11 protein-coding genes and 1 tRNA gene are annotated in these 18555 nt (G+C 54.5%); 11 read left to right on the forward strand and 1 reads right to left on the reverse strand.

The features are described from left to right. Positions 1–697 precede the first annotated feature (697 nt). The 4 genes from C8R31_RS01660 to C8R31_RS01675 all read left to right on the forward strand — a co-directional run bounded on the left by C8R31_RS01660 (position 698) and on the right by C8R31_RS01675 (position 5453). A complete protein-coding gene (locus C8R31_RS01660) occupies positions 698–4012 on the forward strand; it encodes a response regulator (RefSeq protein WP_107692337.1) in 3315 nt (1104 codons plus the stop codon). A gap of 90 nt (positions 4013–4102) precedes the next feature. Next, positions 4103–4342: a nucleotide pyrophosphohydrolase gene (locus tag C8R31_RS01665; RefSeq protein ID WP_181320328.1), complete on the forward strand. Its 240-nt coding sequence runs from the start codon at positions 4103–4105 to the stop codon at positions 4340–4342. A 490-nt stretch (positions 4343–4832) separates the two neighbouring features. Continuing rightward, a complete protein-coding gene (locus C8R31_RS01670; protein WP_181320330.1) occupies positions 4833–5282 on the forward strand; it encodes a diguanylate cyclase in 450 nt (149 codons plus the stop codon). Between the two features lie 12 nt (positions 5283–5294). Then, complete coding sequence (locus C8R31_RS01675) at positions 5295–5453, forward strand: EAL domain-containing protein (protein ID WP_146164522.1); 159 nt, start codon at positions 5295–5297, stop codon at positions 5451–5453. A gap of 509 nt (positions 5454–5962) precedes the next feature. Here C8R31_RS01675 and C8R31_RS01680 read toward each other — a convergent pair. Next, the gene (locus C8R31_RS01680) at positions 5963–7816 is read right to left on the reverse strand and encodes a patatin-like phospholipase family protein (RefSeq protein ID WP_107692340.1); all 1854 of its coding nucleotides are present in this window, start codon (positions 7814–7816) and stop codon (positions 5963–5965) included. Positions 7817–9066: 1250 nt separating this feature from the next. Between C8R31_RS01680 and C8R31_RS01695 the strand changes: the two genes are divergently transcribed. The 7 genes from C8R31_RS01695 (at position 9067) to C8R31_RS01735 (ending at position 18544) form a co-directional block, all read left to right on the forward strand. Further along, positions 9067–10821: a glycoside hydrolase family 2 protein gene (locus C8R31_RS01695; protein WP_107692343.1), complete on the forward strand. Its 1755-nt coding sequence runs from the start codon at positions 9067–9069 to the stop codon at positions 10819–10821. Then, positions 10821–11906, forward strand: coding sequence for a galactose-1-phosphate uridylyltransferase (gene galT, locus C8R31_RS01700; protein WP_107692344.1), 1086 nt, complete (start codon positions 10821–10823; stop codon positions 11904–11906). The genes C8R31_RS01695 and galT overlap by 1 nt, the downstream gene beginning before the upstream one ends. 85 nt (positions 11907–11991) lie before the next feature. Continuing rightward, entirely contained in the window at positions 11992–13083 is a 1092-nt protein-coding gene (gene galK, locus C8R31_RS01705; RefSeq protein ID WP_107692345.1) for a galactokinase, read from the forward strand. A gap of 89 nt (positions 13084–13172) precedes the next feature. Continuing rightward, positions 13173–13322: an alcohol dehydrogenase catalytic domain-containing protein gene (locus C8R31_RS01710; protein ID WP_258192488.1), complete on the forward strand. Its 150-nt coding sequence runs from the start codon at positions 13173–13175 to the stop codon at positions 13320–13322. A gap of 187 nt (positions 13323–13509) precedes the next feature. Next, positions 13510–13586: transfer RNA gene (locus C8R31_RS01715), tRNA-Arg, on the forward strand. A 1648-nt stretch (positions 13587–15234) separates the two neighbouring features. Then, positions 15235–18072 carry a DUF927 domain-containing protein gene (locus C8R31_RS01730; protein ID WP_219907422.1) on the forward strand — a complete coding sequence of 946 codons (2838 nt, stop codon included), beginning with the start codon at positions 15235–15237 and terminating at the stop codon, positions 18070–18072. Then, positions 18059–18544, forward strand: a complete 486-nt coding sequence (locus C8R31_RS01735; protein ID WP_107692346.1) for a hypothetical protein — start codon at positions 18059–18061, stop codon at positions 18542–18544. The genes C8R31_RS01730 and C8R31_RS01735 overlap by 14 nt, the downstream gene beginning before the upstream one ends. Positions 18545–18555 lie beyond the last annotated feature (11 nt).

Genomic DNA, 18555 nt, shown 5'->3' on the forward strand with positions numbered 1-18555 from the left:
CCAGGGCCCTTTCAAGTTCAACTACGGGCAAACGCCGGCGACTGTTGCGTATTCTGTTCGCTTATTTAGGTGGGTGTCCACCAATTCCAACGCGGGAGGGCTACTGAAGGTCGAACAGCGACGCTTTATCCCCCTAGGTGTACCTGAAACTGGCACCCGATAGGTCAAGCGACCTTTGCTGAAGTACGCGTCTAGATAATAAGTTGCTTAAACTCTGGCTGCTCAGGTCCCCATCTGGGAATGCTTTGAATGTTGCAGCGATACAAACGTTGAGTACTTCGCCCAGATCTCAGAATGCATACAGAAGCGGTTGCTTCGTCTTTTTAGGTGGATTTGTATCTGATGAACTCGTTAATGATCATGGATGAGTCGCGCTTGATCGAGGGGTATTTCTGAATGCAAAGGGCGATAGTGAGAAGGCATTTGGTAGGCCGTTCTTTTGGAGCTTGCTCAGTCAGGACGTCAGCCAATTATTTTATCGAGTAGTAGTGTTCAAGGTCGGCAGGCGGGCCATAACGCTTGCTCCTTATCTAGACACCATATTTTTACTCCGCATTAAGATCCTAAATTATCGCCCTTTTTGGCTTTTAGCTCTCAACGGCTCAAGTTGGCCGTACCCCGACCGTTCTTGTAATGACAACTCGGTTTGCCCTGGAAGTTTTGACGCAATGTGGCACCAAGCCCCGGAGGGGGAATCATGACGATCCGGAAATTGAGCCATGTCTTTTACCTTGCGACTTGGGTGCTTATTTCCCTGCTTATTCTTTTTGTTGTGCTCCGCTTCTTCGAGCAGCGGGAATTGGACCACCTTCGAGACGTTCGCTACGCTTCGTTCCTTGTTGCCGACAAGTTGCGACAGTCATCTGATGACCTGAGCCGCATGGGCCAAGCCTATGTCGATACCGGCGACCCCAAGTTTGAGCGTTTTTTTTGGGAGATACTTGCGATCCGCAACGGGGAGATAGAAGAACCCGTTCACTATGAGCGCAGTTATTGGGACCTCGTGATCGGCGATCCCAACTTCCAGCCCAGCTTGGGAGGCCAGAAGATTTCTCTACAAACGCAGATGGAGAGACTTGGATTCACCGAGGAAGAATTCGCCAAGCTTAAGGAAGCCGAGAATAATTCCAACCAGCTGGTGAAATTGGAACGCATCGCGTTTAACGCAATGAAAGGACTGTTTCAGGGCCCCACCGGAGCGTTCGATGTAAGAGGCGCTCCCGACTCCGATCTGGCCCGTCGCCTTTTTAAAGATGAGAACTACTTTGGCGGGAAGGCCGGGATCATGCGGCGATTGAACGAGTTTCATGAATTGCTCGACACGCGCACGCTCAATGCGGTTGCAAGGGGCCAGCATCGCACTAACCTCTATGTAGCAGGCGTCTTCGCCACGCTCGCCTTGCTCGTCGCCTGGCTCGTTCTTTCGTCCCACATCGTATGGCGAAAGGTACAAAATCTGATCCATCTTGAAGATGAAACCCGCAACACCGGAAACGTGGACTATATCTCCCAATTCGAGACTAACTCTAACGACGAGATAGGCAATCTTTCCCGTGCCTTTGCCGCCGCCCAAGCTGAACGCGACCGCTACTTCGATCAGTCTGCTGACATTCTATGCATCTCCGGTTTTGACGGCTTTTTCAAGCGCTTGAATAGAGCCTGTGAAAACACCTCTGGCTATACACAGGAGGAGTTGAGGTCTCGACCATTCATAGATTTTGTTTATCCCGCTACCCGTCCCGAAGCCGCGCGGGTAATGGACCAGCTAATGATGGGTATTCCGGGTTCGTTCGATACCCAGATGATCGGCAAGGATGGTGCGTTGCGCTGGATGTCCTGGAATATAACCTCGAACATGAACGTCGAGGAAATTTACTTCTCGGGCCAGGACATCACTGCGAGAAAGGCGATGGATATCGAGATGCGCAAAATGCAGTTTGCGGCCGAGGCTGCCAACCGCGCCAAGAGCGAGTTTCTGGCAAACATGAGCCACGAAATTCGCACCCCGATGAATGGCGTGCTTGGAACGGTGGGCCTGCTTCTGAACATGCCGTTGACTGTGGCACAACGCGAGCTGGCTAGCCTGGCACAGGCCAGCGGCGAGACGCTGCTCACCATTATCAATGACATTCTTGATTTCTCCAAGATCGAGGCCGGTAAATTGGTTATCGCGCCTACGCCTTTTGACCTGCTTCAGACCATTGAAGAGGTGGGCGCAATGATAGCCATGCAACCCACCAGAAAAACGGACGTGAATGTGATCGTGCGCTATCTCCCGGATGTGCCGCGCCATGTGATCGGGGATGTGGGACGTATCCGCCAGATTCTCATGAACCTGACCAGCAATGCAATCAAGTTCACGGATAAGGGTCAAGTGCTCATCAGTGTCGAAACTGACTCGATCAGTGAAGATGAAGTTACGCTGCGCATCAGTGTGGAGGATAGCGGACTGGGAATCGCAGCGGACAAATTGGAGAGTCTCTTCGACAAATTTACGCAAGCAGATGCTTCTACCACGCGCCGGTATGGCGGCACAGGCTTGGGTCTGGCTATCAGCAAGCAACTGGTGAAGCTGATGGGCGGGGCCATTGCTGGCAAGAGTCGCGTTGGCATCGGCTCAACTTTCTGGTTTACCTTGCGCTTGCCCCTGCAGGGGAATCACCCCGCCATGGCGCGGCCGCACGCTGAACTGGCACGTGTTCGTGTGTTGATTGTGGACGATAACGCGGTTAATCGTCTCGTATTGCAAGAGCAACTCCGCATCTGGAAGATGCGAATTGGAAGCTGCGTATCGGGCATTGAGGCGCTGCGCGCGCTGCGCGAGGCTCGGGCCGTCGGAGACCCGTACCAAATCGCGATCCTCGATTATCAAATGCCGGAGATGGACGGGGAAATGCTGGGCCAGGCCATCAAAGCGGAGCCCTTGCTCCAAGATGTGCAGCTCGTAATGCTCAGCTCCCTGGGACAAGAGGGCGATATCAGGGAGCGACTCAAGAAGATTGGTTTTGCCGCCTATCTGGTCAAGCCCGCCCGCCAGTCAGAACTATTGGAAACGCTACTGACTGCCTGGGACGCACACTGCCGTAATAACTCGATAGTCCTCATCAGTGGTCATCAACCCCTTCCGAAAACCCTTGAGGCACCGGTAACCGTCAGCCCGGATCAACCCTTTGTTGGCACGCGTGTGCTGCTAGCGGAGGATAACGCCACCAATCAGATTGTCGGGGGAATGATGCTGAGGAATCTGGGCTGTCATGTAGATATCGCCGCCAATGGCCGTGAAGCGATACATATGATAGAAAGCTTTCCCTACCAGATTGTGTTCATGGATTGCGAGATGCCGGAAATGGATGGTTTTGAAGCCACTGCTGCAATTCGCCGCCGGCCAGACCGCAAATCTCAACTTCCCATTGTGGCGGTCACCGCGCAGGCGATGCAAGGCGACAGCGAGCGCTGCCTGCTCGCCGGCATGAACGATTACATCAGCAAACCGGTGAAGCAGGAGGATTTCGCCGCCGCCTTGAAAAGATGGGGACGAGGTAAAGATCGGGAACAGGAGAGTGAGCCGCAACAGCATCGAACAGAGAATGAGGAAGCGGACATCGTTAATATCCCGGGCTCTTCTTTATCCCCGATCTCATCATCCCCCCGCAAGACCTCTGCCGCTTTGAGTGCCGAAGTCGTTGCGCGCCTGCGCGCGTTGGAAGAAGCAACAGAACCTTCTTTGGTTAGCCAGATATTTACCTCGTTCCTGAGCGATGGCGCTGAACGTATCAGTCTTCTTCGAACGTCCCTGGAGGCGGGTGACGTCGAGCTCTTGCGTAGGACTGCCCACTCGCTCAGGGGTGCAAGTGCCAATGTTGGTGCGTTGCATATGGCAGACATTGCTCAGCAACTGGAAGCTTTGGGTAAAAGCAGCAGCATGGCTGGGGAGGCGGCGTTGATAGAGCAGTTAGAAGCCGAATTTAAACGGGTAAAGACTAGAATTGCTGAGCTGGGTGTCCGTACCTAACTGCCAAATCTTTAAAGCTCAATAATTGGCGGGCGATATTGGACGGATATTAGTGCTATACGAAAACGACTGGCTATAGTGCTGGAGAGCATGATTGAGATCAGTTTCACAGCCCCAAAATCTGGCAGCACTCCAGCGGTCGGGGCCGCGGGGTTGCCAGAAATATTTCAATGGTTGACTGAAGAACAGTCCGGAGAAATTCGTAATTCCGAAAAGGCACTGGTACGCGAGGAAATGGACGATGTGCTTCTTTTTCTTCTGAGGCTCGCCGATAAACTGGACATTGATATCAATGAGGCCGCTTTGGACAGCATCGAATCAATGCATTGAAGTATCCCGTAGAGCTCTCAAAGGGAAATGCGGTGAAGTACAACAAGAGGGACAAATAACTTCTAAAGTCATACCGCAGCCCGTCAGTAATGGCGATGCAATGCGACACTTTGTGGGCACTATCAAAATTTGGTCGCAATAGAACGAAATCAAGTCGCACCTGACTGCATCGCAGCGCGCCGAGCATTTCGTAATATTTGAAGGGCGCAGCGCAATTGCAGTATATAACCAGTTTATCTTGCGTTTTAAAACGGTCCCATGTGCAAGTCCTGAACATCGGTCGGAATCAAGCGGCATCCCTATTCCAGGAGTTAAATGCTTAGTGAATTTAATGGTCTTTTTGGCCAGGAAGGCTTCATTCCCCATGGGCATTGCTTTCTCTGGATGCCTGAAGTGCTATGGCTTCACCTAATCTCAGATGCTATTATTGCTTTGGCATATTTTTTCATTGCTATCGGCCTCTTCTATTTTTTGAAACGCCGCAACGATCTTGCATACAAATCTACGTTTGCCAAGTTTGGGTTACGATACTCTGGCCCGCCTGGGAGGAGATGAATTTGGCGTATTGCTGGAAAGCTGCACAACGGTGCCTGCAGTGAACGTGGCTGAAATGCTTCTAAAGACCGTGCATGAGTTTCGTTTCGTCTGCAAAGAAAAAGTATTTCAGCTGGGTTTGAGTATCGGATTGGTCACCTTTAGTGATGGAAAGGAAACACTAGCCGATATTTTACGCATGGCAGATGCCGCTTGCTATCTTGCCAAGGACAAGGGGCGCAATCGGGTTCAGATCTATACGGCGGAAGACGCGGGGCTCACGCAACGTAGTGGTGAGATGGGATGGGTTGGGCGCATTCAGAAGGCGCTGGAAGAAGATCGTTTCGTTCTGTACTCGCAAAAGATATTGCGGCTGAATAGCATTGAGGATGGGGATCACTACTAATTGCTGTTGCGCATGCAGGACGAGGATGGAGCGCTAATACCGCCAATGGCCTTTATCCCGGCTGCCGAGCGTTACGGCCTGATGCCTCAACTCGATCGCTGGGTCATCACTACCGCTTTTGCTCAATATGAGGAACGTCATGCGCCGGGAACGCGGATCGGCACCGTTTAAGTACTCTTCCAATAGCTTTAATAGAAGAATTGGCCTAGGCCATTTGTTTACTCACGAAAAACACCCTTACGGGAGAGCAATCAGTAATAAAAGTGATATACCCCCAAAGGATCAACAATCGTGACTCAACTTTGGACTTTCACTAGCGAAACTTCTCAAGAGTAAAACAGCGAAGACCGAAAAACGTACCTCGCGGTCATTGCGGGAGCCCGTTATTCGCGCACAAACCAGTCTGGAAGACTCTCTCTCGCCAATAACATTAGTTTTTGAATATTTGATTGCGCCCGTGGATATCGAATTCATTCGTGGCGGGCACGTCCTCTGAATTTCGCCGCGGCTTGTCGCCTGCCGGCGTAGATTCGAAGAGGGATACCGGTCATGTATTCGTCTCGCAAGATGACAAAGTAACATCTGGCTGCTCATCCGCAAACGCGGACCCGAATCAGGGCTGCGCAAGCACGCTCAGAGGGTGCGGCCGAGGACAGTTTGGGTGTTTCGCTCCACCCCGGTCACGGCTTGACGACGTCGGCAAATAGTCGATTATCCAACTGCATCAGTTGTTCCTTGATCGTCGGAAGCTCGGCCAATGCCGCCCGTGCGCCGATTTCGGCCATTTCCTCGGCCCGCACGAATTCTGTCAGCGCGTATCGGGTCACGTCGGGTTCAATAATCGCATCCGCGGGTTGCAGACCGAATGAATTGACGTTTTTATTCTGCACCAGGAGACTGCGCATGATAGTCTGTACGGTCGAAGCATGACTCATCGATGACTGGGGAGCACGCGACCGCTTGGGTGGAAACTCGTGTTCAATCTTGGCCGTTACACTTACCGCTATAACAAAGTTGCAGCCATAATTCACGAGCACGTCGGCCGGAATGTTTTTTACCAGCCCCCCATCGACCAGCGCCTGGCCGTCGCGAAAGATCGGCACAGACAGCCCGGGTAAATTGATGCTCTCCAGGATGGCATGCACTACGTCGCCTTGATCGCGAACAATTGCCTCGCCGCTGATCAGGTCAAGCGTTACGGCACAACTGGCTATCGGCAGCTGCTCCAATCTCGCATCCGAAAAGTACTTTCTCAGCATTGCATCAAATTGCCCGGTACGGTACTTGTAGACAAGATACCAGTGGTCGCCATTCGGAAGGCAGCGAAACAGAAATGGTGGTTTCAGGTCTGAGGCAAATTGCCGGGCCCAATGGTCGGCTGACACGCCGGAAGCATAGGGAATGCCGGTTAGCGCTCCCGCACTCGTCCCGGCGATCATGTCGACTACAATCCCGTTCTGCTCCAGAACCTGCAGGACTCCGAGGTGGGCCATTCCGCGTGCGGCTCCCCCGCCGAGGGCCAGCCCAATCTTGATGCCGCGCAGGTAATGGACGAGTCTTTCCACACCGGAGGCTAGCGTTTTACCCAGCGGCGGCTGGGGCTCGCAGAAAGTGACCTTGAAATCGTACGATGCCAGCTCTTTCAGCTCGGGAGCAAAAGGCGATGTCTGACATCCCTCCGCTAATAGCCAGACGAGATTGATCTTTTCGCGGCAACCGGGAACGAGCGCAGAGCTCGCCTTCAGGCGGACCGCAGCCAAATTCTCATCTCCTGCCTGGACACACCACATTACTGAATCACTGACTTCAATGAGCTTGGAAGCGAGCTCGTGGTCAAGTGCGGCATCCACATCGATAAACAGCCGCCCTAAATTTCGCCGCCGGATGACTTGTTCGCGGATTTTCGATATGGAGAGTTCGCAATTCTCCTTGCCGAGTGCGGCGTAGTCGACACCTTCCTCGTGTTTCTCCTCGTCCTGATCACTCAGTACACACGGCTGTTCTCCGAGCTCGGCTAACCGGCGAACGAGGCGCTGAGTCAACGGCCGTGTCGCGGGCGAGCTATGGAAGATGGCCACGATCGATGGTTGCGGTTTCGATTTATCCTCAATGAAATTCCGGCGAACAGCTCTCGCGACAGCCTGGAGGACATTGAATCGGAACTTCGGGTATTTTGGGGCCAGGATTAGCGCCTTCTCGTGCTCCAGTTTCAGTAGGGTGCAATTTGTTCGGGCAACGATACCTTCGGGAAGAGACTCCGAAAGCGCTCCACCGGTAATGGCTCCGAATTGGTCATCCCGGGACAATACGCCGAGCACTTTCTCGTTCCCCCGCAGATCGCGGTGGGTTGCGCTCAAGCTGCCCTGAACAACAAAATAAATATGTGCGAGGTGCGTATTCGGCTGATGCACGTATTCGTTGGGCTTATACCGCACCACTTCCATATGCTCGGCAATCTCGGCAAGGGCGTCTTCCTCCAGCCCTTGAAAACAACCATGCATCCTCATCAAGTCCAAGGCTTCTGTTGTTTGCATATCAGTCTTCTAGAGCCTTCAAACCAGCACCCCCTCCCGACGCCCCAAGGGTGGAAAAACATCCTTGCGGCACAAGACCACTACAGGCATGTCCCCATTCGCTTCCTTCAAAAAAGACGAAGGCATTTTGAGTTGCGAGTCGAAACCATACGGCTAGCGGTTGTCGGTCTTGCGCGTGACCGAAGGTAAGGAAAGACTTCACCAAAATCAAAGGGTCCATTACTGCTCCGGAGTCATAAGATAGTCAAAGTTGTGGGCCAAAAACTGAACGCTCCGCTCCGTGTCGGGATCGGCGGCGAGCTTTTCGCTATACAGGGAATGGCGCACCACCGCGCTTAGGTAATTAATTATGAGAGTACGCGCCTCAGACGCAGAGGCGCTAGCTGCGTCCTTCTTTGACGAAGGACGTGCAAAATTCGATTGCCTCATGGCGCTCCCCGTTGCGCAAGCAGTAGGCGGAGCCAGACCGGGCGTTTAAACTTCAAAAGGGAAGATCTTGTTGCGCCCGCGCTGGCGTTGCGTCTTGTAGCAATACCGACAACACTCAATCTCAGAATAGACCATAATCGAAATGGCGTATTTCTTTTCTTACGAGAATAATGAAGACTTTTATGTAAAGTTCCGCCGGCAACAACCTCCTCGGTGGGAATGCAGCCGGGCGGGGTGTCTTCGCTGCTTGTTCTTGTGTAGCGCCTGGACAATTTTCCGGTTCGCTGAACAGAAGCCCTTGGGGCTCCTGAGCGGCTCGCATGCGTGAAGCCGGAATCGGCCAGATACTGCTAGCTTTTAATTACATGCCAAAATCGCTCACCTGGAGATAGAGCCTCCCGTCATAGCAGTGGTAACCTGCCTCTTTCTTGTTAACTACTTCCATTACTGATAATCTAGACAACCGACGCCTCATCTCGATCCTCGTTTCTACCAATATTTGCTAATAGGATAGTATGGGGCCCACTTGGGACACGTCACGGCAACAAATAGCTGGAAAGCTAGACGGGTGCGGGTTCTTAGGACTTGCTGGGATTTGACAGAACAATAGTCTCGAGACTTTCTCTCCGCCATAAAATACCCTATGCCACCCGGGTGTCGTCGTGCGCGTATCGTATGTAAGGCGGGTTTAGCAGTTTCTCAAATCTAATTCATTTTGCCGACATGTGACGTCAGATCACATGTGTCAACCGCTTCCCTTGACCCTGGGCATGTCGCAATAAGGAGGAAATGCGTTGGAGTTTGCCTATCCCAGGCCTCAGATGCAGCGCTCGAGTTGGACCTCGCTCAACGGCACGTGGCGCTTTTGCTACGACGACGCCCGAGAGTTCGCGCTTCCCTCGGAAATAAAGTCCTGGCCCCTGGAGATCACTGTGCCCTTCGCCCCTGAATCCAAGGCCAGCGGCATTGCCGATCGCGGATTTCATCCGTTGTGCTGGTACCAGCGAGACTTCGAGTGTTTTCCCTCTTCGGGGCGGGTGATCCTGCGTTTCGGTGCGGTGGACTACGCAGCGCGCGTCTGGATCAACGGGTGTTTGGCCGTTACTCACGAGGGGGGGCACACGCCCTTCTGGGCCGATATCACTGACATGCTCGAGCCGTCCGGAAAACAGACGGTAACAGTGCAGGTGGAAGACGACCCGCATGAGCTGGCCAAGCCGCGGGGCAAGCAGGATTGGCAACTGGAGCCCCACGCAATCTGGTATCCCAGAACTACGGGCATCTGGCAAACGGTTTGGTTTGAGCGAGTATCCGACAACTATATCGCTAAAATCCGCTGGACGCCTCAAGTCGAAAATTATGCTATTGGGTTCGAGGCGCGAGTGATCGGGGATTCGGCCAATGAACTTTCTGTAGAAGTTGTCCTCCGGCATGGTGAGCGGCTGCTCGCGCAGGACCGCTACCGGGTGGTGGATGGGGAAGCCGATCGGCTAATTGTCCTGTCGGATCCCGGAATCGATGATTATCGCAATGAACTGCTATGGAGTCCGGAACGGCCCACGCTGATCGATGCGTCGGTGCGGCTCATGCGTGGCGAGGAAGTGGTGGACGAGTTTATTTCCTACACTGCCTTGCGCTCCGTGCACCTGCTGAGAGACCGCTTCATGCTCAACGGGCGGCCTTACCTGCTCAGGCTCGTGCTGGATCAGGGCTACTGGCCGGATACGCTGATGACCGCACCTGATGATAATGCGCTACGCCATGATGTGGCGCTGGCGAAGGCGATGGGCTTCAACGGCGTTCGCAAGCATCAAAAGATCGAGGACCCGCGCTATCTCTACTGGGCAGATAAGTTGGGTCTTATGGTGTGGGAGGAAATGCCCTCGGCCTATCGTTTCACGCGCAGCGCCATCAAGAGAACTGTGCGGGAGTGGTCCGAGGTCATCGAGCGTGACTACAGCCACCCCTGCGTCATTGTATGGGTGACCTTCAACGAGTCCTGGGGAGTGCCCGAACTCACCGCGATCGGAAAACAGCGGCATGCGGTCGAGGCACTGTATCACCTTACAAAAACATTGGATGCGACCCGTCCGGTAATTGGCAACGACGGCTGGGAAAGCAGCGCCACGGATATTATCGGTATCCATGATTATGATGCCAATGTCGACCACTTGCGTCAGCGTTATGGCGCCGAAATCAAACCGGAGCAACTGTTCGACCGGCGCCGGCCGGGAGGGCGAATTCTAACCCTTGATGGCTACCCGCATCGAGGCCAGCCGATTATGCTATCCGAGTTTGGAGGTATTGCGTTCAATAAGTGTCCGCAGTCCGGGGTGAAGCAAACCTGGGGTTACACCGTAGCCAAAGACGAGGGCGAGTTCGGGCGCATGTATGCCGAGCTGATGGAAGCGGTCATTCACACCGCACTCTTCAGCGGATTTTGCTACACTCAATTTGCCGATACTTTTCAGGAAGCGAATGGCCTGCTCTGCGCCGACCGCACGCCTAAAATTCCGGTGGAGGACATTGCGAAAGTTACACAAGAATCGCCCACTCATATACCCGGAGGGGTGTAATGTTTTCGCTGGACCTCACCAAGCAGGACGGACGGCACCTCACGCTTTATTCCCGCCGGGCAATTGATCCGACTATTACTGCGCCCAGTCCGTTCGCTGAACCGCTCAATGCCAGTCCGCATCTGCGGTGGCATCCGCTGCGCGGAGAATGGGTGACCTACGCGGCCTATCGACAAGGGCGGACGTTCCTTCCACCGCCCGAGTTCAACCCGCTGGCGGTGACCACTGATCCGGCTTATCCTACTGAAGTGCCGGCTGGAGACTGGGACGTAGCGGTATTCGATAATCGTTTCCCATCTCTCGCTGTGCCGAGCGCAGAGCCTCCCGTCCTGATCGTGCCCACTGCCCCGGCGTCGGGCTACTGTGAAGTGGTGGTGTTTACCCAGGATCCCCAGGCGTCGCTCGGGAAGCTGCCACTGGCGCATATCGGTTTGCTGCTGCAAGTATGGGGCGACCGCACGGCCAAGCTTGCGCGACACGGCGGCATTGCGTATGTGTTGCCCTTCGAAAACCGTGGCGCGGAAGTGGGCGTGACTCTGCACCATCCGCACGGTCAGATCTACGCCTACCCGGTAGTACCCCCCGTGCCGGCCCGGATACAGCAGGAGGCCCAACGGCACTATGCCGAGACTGGCCGCGGCGTGCTTCAGGATCTCATCGGCAAGGAGCTGCGCGAAGGCACGCGCATCATCTATGCAGGTTCTCATGCAGTTGCATTTGTCCCGGTTTGCGCACGGTATCCGTATGAGGTGTGGGTCGCGCCGATAGAGCCGGTAGAAAGCTTTAATCATCTCAGCGCAGAACAGCGTGCTGATCTGGCGCGGGCGTTAAAGACGGTTTTGCTCAAGTATGACGATTTATGGCAAAGGCCTTTTCCCTATCTGATGGCCTGGTATCAGGCGCCGACCGACGGCAAAGCCCATCCGGAGTCGCATTTGCACGCAGAGTTTTATCCTCCTTATCGTACGCGTGACCGGCTTAAATATCTTGCCGGCACCGAAATCGCAGCAGGCTTCTTCGCCATGGATGCATTGCCCGAAGAAAAAGCACGCGAGCTCCAGCAAGTCGAGATCATGCTCGAATGAGTGCCTGCTTAAGCTATAGCCATGACCCGCACGACCGGGCGAGCACGTGCCCCAGGTCTTTTGTTACCGCGGGCGGCAGCAGCCGATGAGCAGTTTTGAGGAAGTGTTCGGAAGTGCGCCAACGGTGGTGGCGCAGGCGCCTGGCCGCGTCAATCTAATGGGTGAGCATACCGACTATAACGACGGCTATGTGCTGCCGATCGCGATTGGGCAACGGACCCGAGTAAGCATGCGACCCAATGGCAAAGATCAGCATGTTCTTTATTCCGAGATGCTCGACCGTGCGGTCCGCTTTACGCTCGATAACCCGCCGACGGAACATTTCGCCACATACGTATATGGATGCCTGATGGAAGCGCGCGTGGATGGTATCGAAGCGCCCCCGTTGGATATCCATGTTCAGTCTGACGTGCCCGTAGGGGTCGGGCTGTCCTCCAGCGCCGCGCTCGAGGTTGCGACATTACGCGCGTTGCGGGCGCTTACCGGGGCGCGACTGGACGATGTGCGTCTTGCGCAACTGGGGCAGCGCGCAGAGATCGAATACGCCGGGGTCCGCTGCGGCATCATGGACCAGATGGCGTCGAGCCTTGCGGAAACGCGCAGAGCCCTGTTTCTCGATGCACGGACCCTAGAGCGAAGGCTGGTTCCGTTGCCACCCGCGTCCGCGGTGCTGGTAATCGATTCCGGCGTCGCGCGGACGCTTGCCGGCTCCGGCTACAACCAGCGGCGCGCGGAGTGCGAAGAGGCCGCCCGACGACTTGGCGTACTTGCGCTAAGAGATATTAAGGACATGGCTGCCGCCGATTCTCTGCCTGAGCCTTTACGGAGTAGAGTGCGACATATCGTCAGCGAAAATGCCCGTGTATTGCTGGCGGTGGATTGCTCGAATGCGCACGATTTCGGGCTGCTCATGAACGAATCGCACGACAGCTTGCGCGATGACTTCCAGGTTTCCGTGCCGGCGCTCAATCATCTGGTTGCATTGTTGCAGGCGCATCCGCGTGTATATGGAGCGCGGATGACCGGAGGTGGGTTTGGCGGCGCTTGCATCGCCCTATGCGAGCCGCAAGCGTTGCATGAAATTGCCGCGGCGGTGCTGCGGGATTACGCGCGCGCTGGCTTTCAGGGGCGCCTGCTGGTCCCTTCGCCGGCTGGGGCAGATAACGCCGGTAAATGACGGTCGTCACCCTGAATGGCTCCGTCCAAGCCCGATCATTCCATGCACGCCATGGTGCTGGATGCGCCAAGACGACCGCTTGAATTACGGTGCCTGCCTCCTCCCATCAGGGACCGGACCCATTGCTGGTCAAGATTGCAGCCTGCGCTATTTGCCGTACCGATTTGCATGTGGTCGATGGCGAACTGCCTAAGCCGAAACACCCGATTATTCCGGGTCATGAAATCGTGGGCAAGTAGCATCTCCAGGAAGCAGTGCGAATGGTTCTGATATGAGCGATGCCTACGGTTCTTGTTTCAGCTCCCATCTTCTTGCTCAACCTGACACCTCGGCAGGGAGCGGAATTGCTTTGACTTGACCGCGTGCCAGTCTGATATAATTGTGCTTGGCAATCGTAAAAATACCGAGCAAGATTGCCCAGCTTTAGCGCCCGTAGCTCAGTTGGATAGAGTACTTGGCTACGAACCAAGGGGTCGTGGGTTCGAATCCTGCCGGGCGCGCCAGCAATTTCAATGGCTTACAAGGTTTGTCCCTGTAAGCCATTTTTATTTGGGCTCTCCGTGGGTAAACTTATGGGTAAACTAGAAAAATATTGGACGTTGCACAACTCATTTTCCGTACCGATGATTGTCTCCTTCTCTTACGCTTGCACCAGAAATGGTGACGATGTACTTATAAGCCTTAATTTGCTCGCTTTACCCCTCTTTCCCGATTCCTAAGTTAATGAATGCGTCAATGATGGAGTCAGGGGAGCTTGCGAAAGGATCCTACGCTATTCGCGCAGCCTACCACCGAGTGATCTATATCAATCTAAGCCGTATATTGACTCAATGACAGGGGTATTGGCTGGAGAGCCTCCAGGCCGGAGCCAGGGCATTCCTGACGTGAGCAGCCATTGGTGAACCTCATCGGGAAACACGATCTACTTAGTTAACCCAATGGCGAAAATGCCATTGGCAGCGGAATCGCGAAATTTTGAATTGAGACGTGGGAAGCAGGAGGTAGTGCAGATGTTGTGTGCTACAGGTCATAGGCCCACCGTTACGACGGCTACTTCATCATTTGCAAGACCGGGACGGAATAATTCCCCCTACATTGAAAATAGCCACCTCATCCCTCCTCCAACAGGCAAGGCAGCTAGCAATACTTCCGCCTACTATTCCATCCGCTAGATAATACACCTGCGCATCCTCTCGTACGTTTGCGTATTTTTTCGTACAGGCGACGCGTTGCTTTTTTAAAGCGTGTCTGTATTATCTATGGCTGGACGTAGCCAACCCCGTAATCACAAAATATTGAGTTAGCAGGTCTAGTAATAAAATGGCCCGAGACGCTGTAACGTCTCAGGCCATTCTGCAACACGAGTGGAAACCCGGATGCATTTTAAATTACAGGTCCGTCTCTAATAGAACCCTTAATTTGTCGCGAAAAAAACTGCGACATCTGTATTCTCAATGATGAATACGGAAAGTGCAATGAAAATAATCCAAACATGGTTCGTGTGTTCTGAAGAACAACGTTTGTATGACCGGGTTTCCTTTTCTGACCTAATGAAAAGAGGAAACAGCAAATTGCACAAAACTCAAAGTCCGGAAGCAGACAACCTTCACGACTTACTATTGCGAAAGGTTCGTTCCAACGATAGGGCAACCAGAACCGAACGAAAGCCAAATGGGAAGAGCACAGCCGCAAAAGCAGGCGAAAGCGACGGCGAAGACGACCATCCGTGCTTGACCAAGCCCCGGGCGCAGTTGGCGGGCTCGCTAGCCCAACTCCCGCAGGAGGGGTATGTTCGTCTGACCGCAATTATCGGTAACCCTAGAGCTAACCCTCCAGTGGTTGGAGTTTTACCGGTTAGCAGATCGCATTTCCTAAATGGTGTTAAGGAGGGTATCTATCCCGCCCCTGTGAAACTTTCCGTCAGAATCACCGCCTGGTCGGTGGATTCCATAAGGGAACTCCTTAGACGCGTGGGGGAATAAGCCATGCCGACACCACGCGAAACCGCCGGGGACGTCCCGGTGGTAAGGGAAAGTCATGCCCGAAAATCCCTCTCAGCAGTAATTAAATCCCTCATTGTTGACGCTGTTTGCCGCGGCTTAATTCCAGATAAGCTAGCGGAGTTGTTGATCCAGCGGGGAGGGCTTCGCAATGCTTAGTCCTATTAAGCAATTCCGAAATGCAATTCAGGCGGCGGGGCTAATCCCTCCAGTTGTAATCGAAGCCGACGGAAAGCTGCATCGCTTCTCCACTAATGGCAGGCCGGACGACGATGCCGGGTGGTACGTGTATCACGGTGATGGCATTCCCGCTGGCGCCTTGGGTGACTGGCGCAGCGGGGTTAACCAAACTTGGCGGGTAGACATCGGCCGTTCTCTGACTCCGGCTGAGGAGCGTGAACATCGGGCCCGGGTGGATGCAATGCATGAGCAACGCGAAGCGGAGAAAACCCAGCGCAGGAAACAGGCGCGCGAAAAGGCCGAACAAATCTGGGCGAAAGCCGTTCCCTGCGTCGAGCACCCTTACCTTACGTCCAAGCATATTCGCGCATATGGAGCACGGCAATATAAAGATGCGCTTGTAATCCCCCTGTGGGTGAACGACGTAATTCATTCCCTGCAATTCATCAGTGCGGAGGGAAAAAAGAAGTTTTTGCTTGGCGGGCGGGTAAGAGGTTGCTATTTCATAATCGGCGACTCCGTGGGCGCTTCGGTCCTATGTATTGCCGAAAGCTTCTCGACCGCCGCCAGTGTCCATGAAGCGACGGGGTATCCGGTAGCGGTGGCCTTTGGCGTGGCCAACCTCAGTGCGGTCGCAAAAGTCATGAGTGAAAGATTTCCGGATGCGTCGCTGGTCATCTGCGCTGATGATGACTACGCGACTGCCGAGAACCCAGGATTGACGGCGGCAACGGAAGCGGCGGGGGCCGTGGGTGGTGTGGTGGCGGTTCCAGACTTCGGCCAACACAGACCGGATGGAGCAACAGACTTCAACGATATGGCAGCGCATTGCGGGATTGAGGACGTCAAGCATCTGTTAGTGAGCGCGGCGGCTTCGATAACAGAAAAAGATCATGACCAGGAAGAGGATACCGGAGATGGTCTTAATGCAGCGGGAGATGCAAGCACCGCATCACTGGATGCTGAGGTAACACAGGTATCGGGGGTGCAAACCAATGAACATGGGGCTTCCGCTGTTACCCGCTCCGCTCCTGCGGAGGTAATAAGGGTAGCAGACGGATCCGGCACCTCAGACGGATCAGGCAACCCAGTCCCAGAAGCAATAGACCGACCTGCATTTCGCGTCTTTGATGACCCAGTGGAGCATGAGGGGCAGGAATTCAAGGCTGGAGTATGGTATTTCGATACGGACAGGGAAGGCAGACCAACGCAAACCTGGGTATGTTCCCCATTGCACGTCGTCGCCGTGACCTCTGACGGCCACCAACACAACTTCGGCCGCTTGCTGCGCTTTCGGAACACATTGGGTTATTGGCGGGAATGGGCCATGCCAATGGAACAGCTGCGCGGGGCAGCAGATGATCTGCGCGGCGAACTGCTGGCGATGGGCGTGGAAATTGACGCTGACCAGAGAGTGCGGCGCCTGCTTTCAACCTACCTGCAAGAGAAGCCCCCGGAGCGGAGAATCCGTTGTGCGCTACAGGTTGGCTGGTGCGAGGATTCTTTCATATTGCCCGATACGGTAATCGGCCCCAAGTCCTCGGACGTGATCTTCCAGAGCGGTGAGATCGGCCACGACGAACACACCACCGCCGGAACGTTGGAGGGCTGGCAGCAGGACATATCGTCGCGCGCTGTTGGCAATCCGCTTCTACTACAGGCGCTGTCTGCGGCGTTTGCGGGACCCATGCTGGCATTGTGTAATGCAGAAGGTGGAGGGCTTCATTTTGTTGGTGACTCATCCACCGGCAAGACAACGTTGCTTGAGGCAGCTTGTTCGGTCTGGGGTGGGCCCAATTACCGACGAAGCTGGCGTGCAACCGCCAACGGCATGGAAGGTGCTGCAGCAACATTCAATGATTGCCTGTTAGCCCTCGATGAAATCAGTGAGGCCCATGCGCATGAAGTGGGTGCAATCATCTATGCCTTGAGTAACGGGCGCGGCAAGCAACGAGCCGGTAGGGCGGGCAATGCCCGTGCCCTTACACGTTGGCGCTGCTTCGTACTCTCCAGTGGAGAGCGCAGCATTGAAACGACCATGCAGCAAGTAGGTCAACGCGCTAAGGCTGGACAGTCAGTACGATTGCTGAATATCTCAGCCTCGAGGGTATATGGAGCATGGGACACATTGCACGATCTACAAAGCGGGACGGCCTTTTCCGATGCAATCAAGCGAGCAGCAGTTACACACTATGGACTTGCCGGTCGGGCTTTTCTCGAAAAACTGACAAGGGACGGGCGGAATTTCAGTGCCTATCTCGAACGCTTCAAGGCGCTGAAGCAGTTTGCGGTAAAGGATGGTGAGGGACAGGAGAAACGGGCAGCAGCGCGTTTTGCCCTCTTGGGGCTGGCGGGGGAGACGGCAACAGAGTACGGGATAACAGGTTGGCCTCCTGGAGCCGTGACCAAGGCAGCGGGAGAGGGTTTCAGGGTTTGGCGGGCTTCGCGTGGACCTGGTAATGATGAACGGCTGCAGATTGTTGAGCAGCTCTCCGGGTTCATAGACCGCCACGGCGACTCGCGTTTTTCGGCAGTGACAAAGAGCGATGAAACACCGGTTTCCAATCGCGCAGGATGGTGGCGGGATTTTCCAGACGGACGCAGCTACTTGTTCACGGCAGAGGGTTTGCGGGAAGCACTCCGAGGCGTCGATTTTTATCCGGCCCTCGATGTCCTGCAGGAAATCGGAGCCCTACCCCCTCCCGACACGGAAGGCAAACGAACGAAGGTATTCAATATCAACCGGGAGTCGAAGCGGCTATACCCTATAAAAGCTGGCAAGCTAGGCGATAGCCATGTCGCTCGATGATCTGCTTGTCACACTGGAAAGGCGCGACATTACCCCTGTTACCTCGGTCAATCCTGCAGGGGTAACATCAAAACCCGCGCCAACAGGTGCTCTTACCCCTGATACCCCAGTTACCCGGCAAAAGTGCCATGCAGAAGATGTGTTGCGAAAAGCAGTGCAGGGCGCTCAAGGAACGCCATCCCAGTGGTGGCGATTTCACTATACCCACCGCGAGCCGGAGGAAGCGTCCTACAGTCCTGCAGCTACTCATGCAGAGGCAATGGCTGGGGAACCAGATGCAATAAAGGCAGAACCATTTGAGCCGCTGCTACGGGAACCAAATGCGCCGTTAAGCCAAGAAGAGGAAGCTACGATACTGGATTGGCTGGAGCGTATAAACGAAACGGATGAAGCAATAATCAGCGCTGCGCTACATCAGTGTCAAACCGATCAGGACGCGAGGGATTTTTTCATTGGGTTGGCGGAACAATAGGAGGAGTAGCG

It is taken from the genome of Nitrosospira sp. Nsp2 (assembly GCF_003050965.1).
Taxonomy (GTDB): Bacteria; Pseudomonadota; Gammaproteobacteria; order Burkholderiales; family Nitrosomonadaceae; genus Nitrosospira.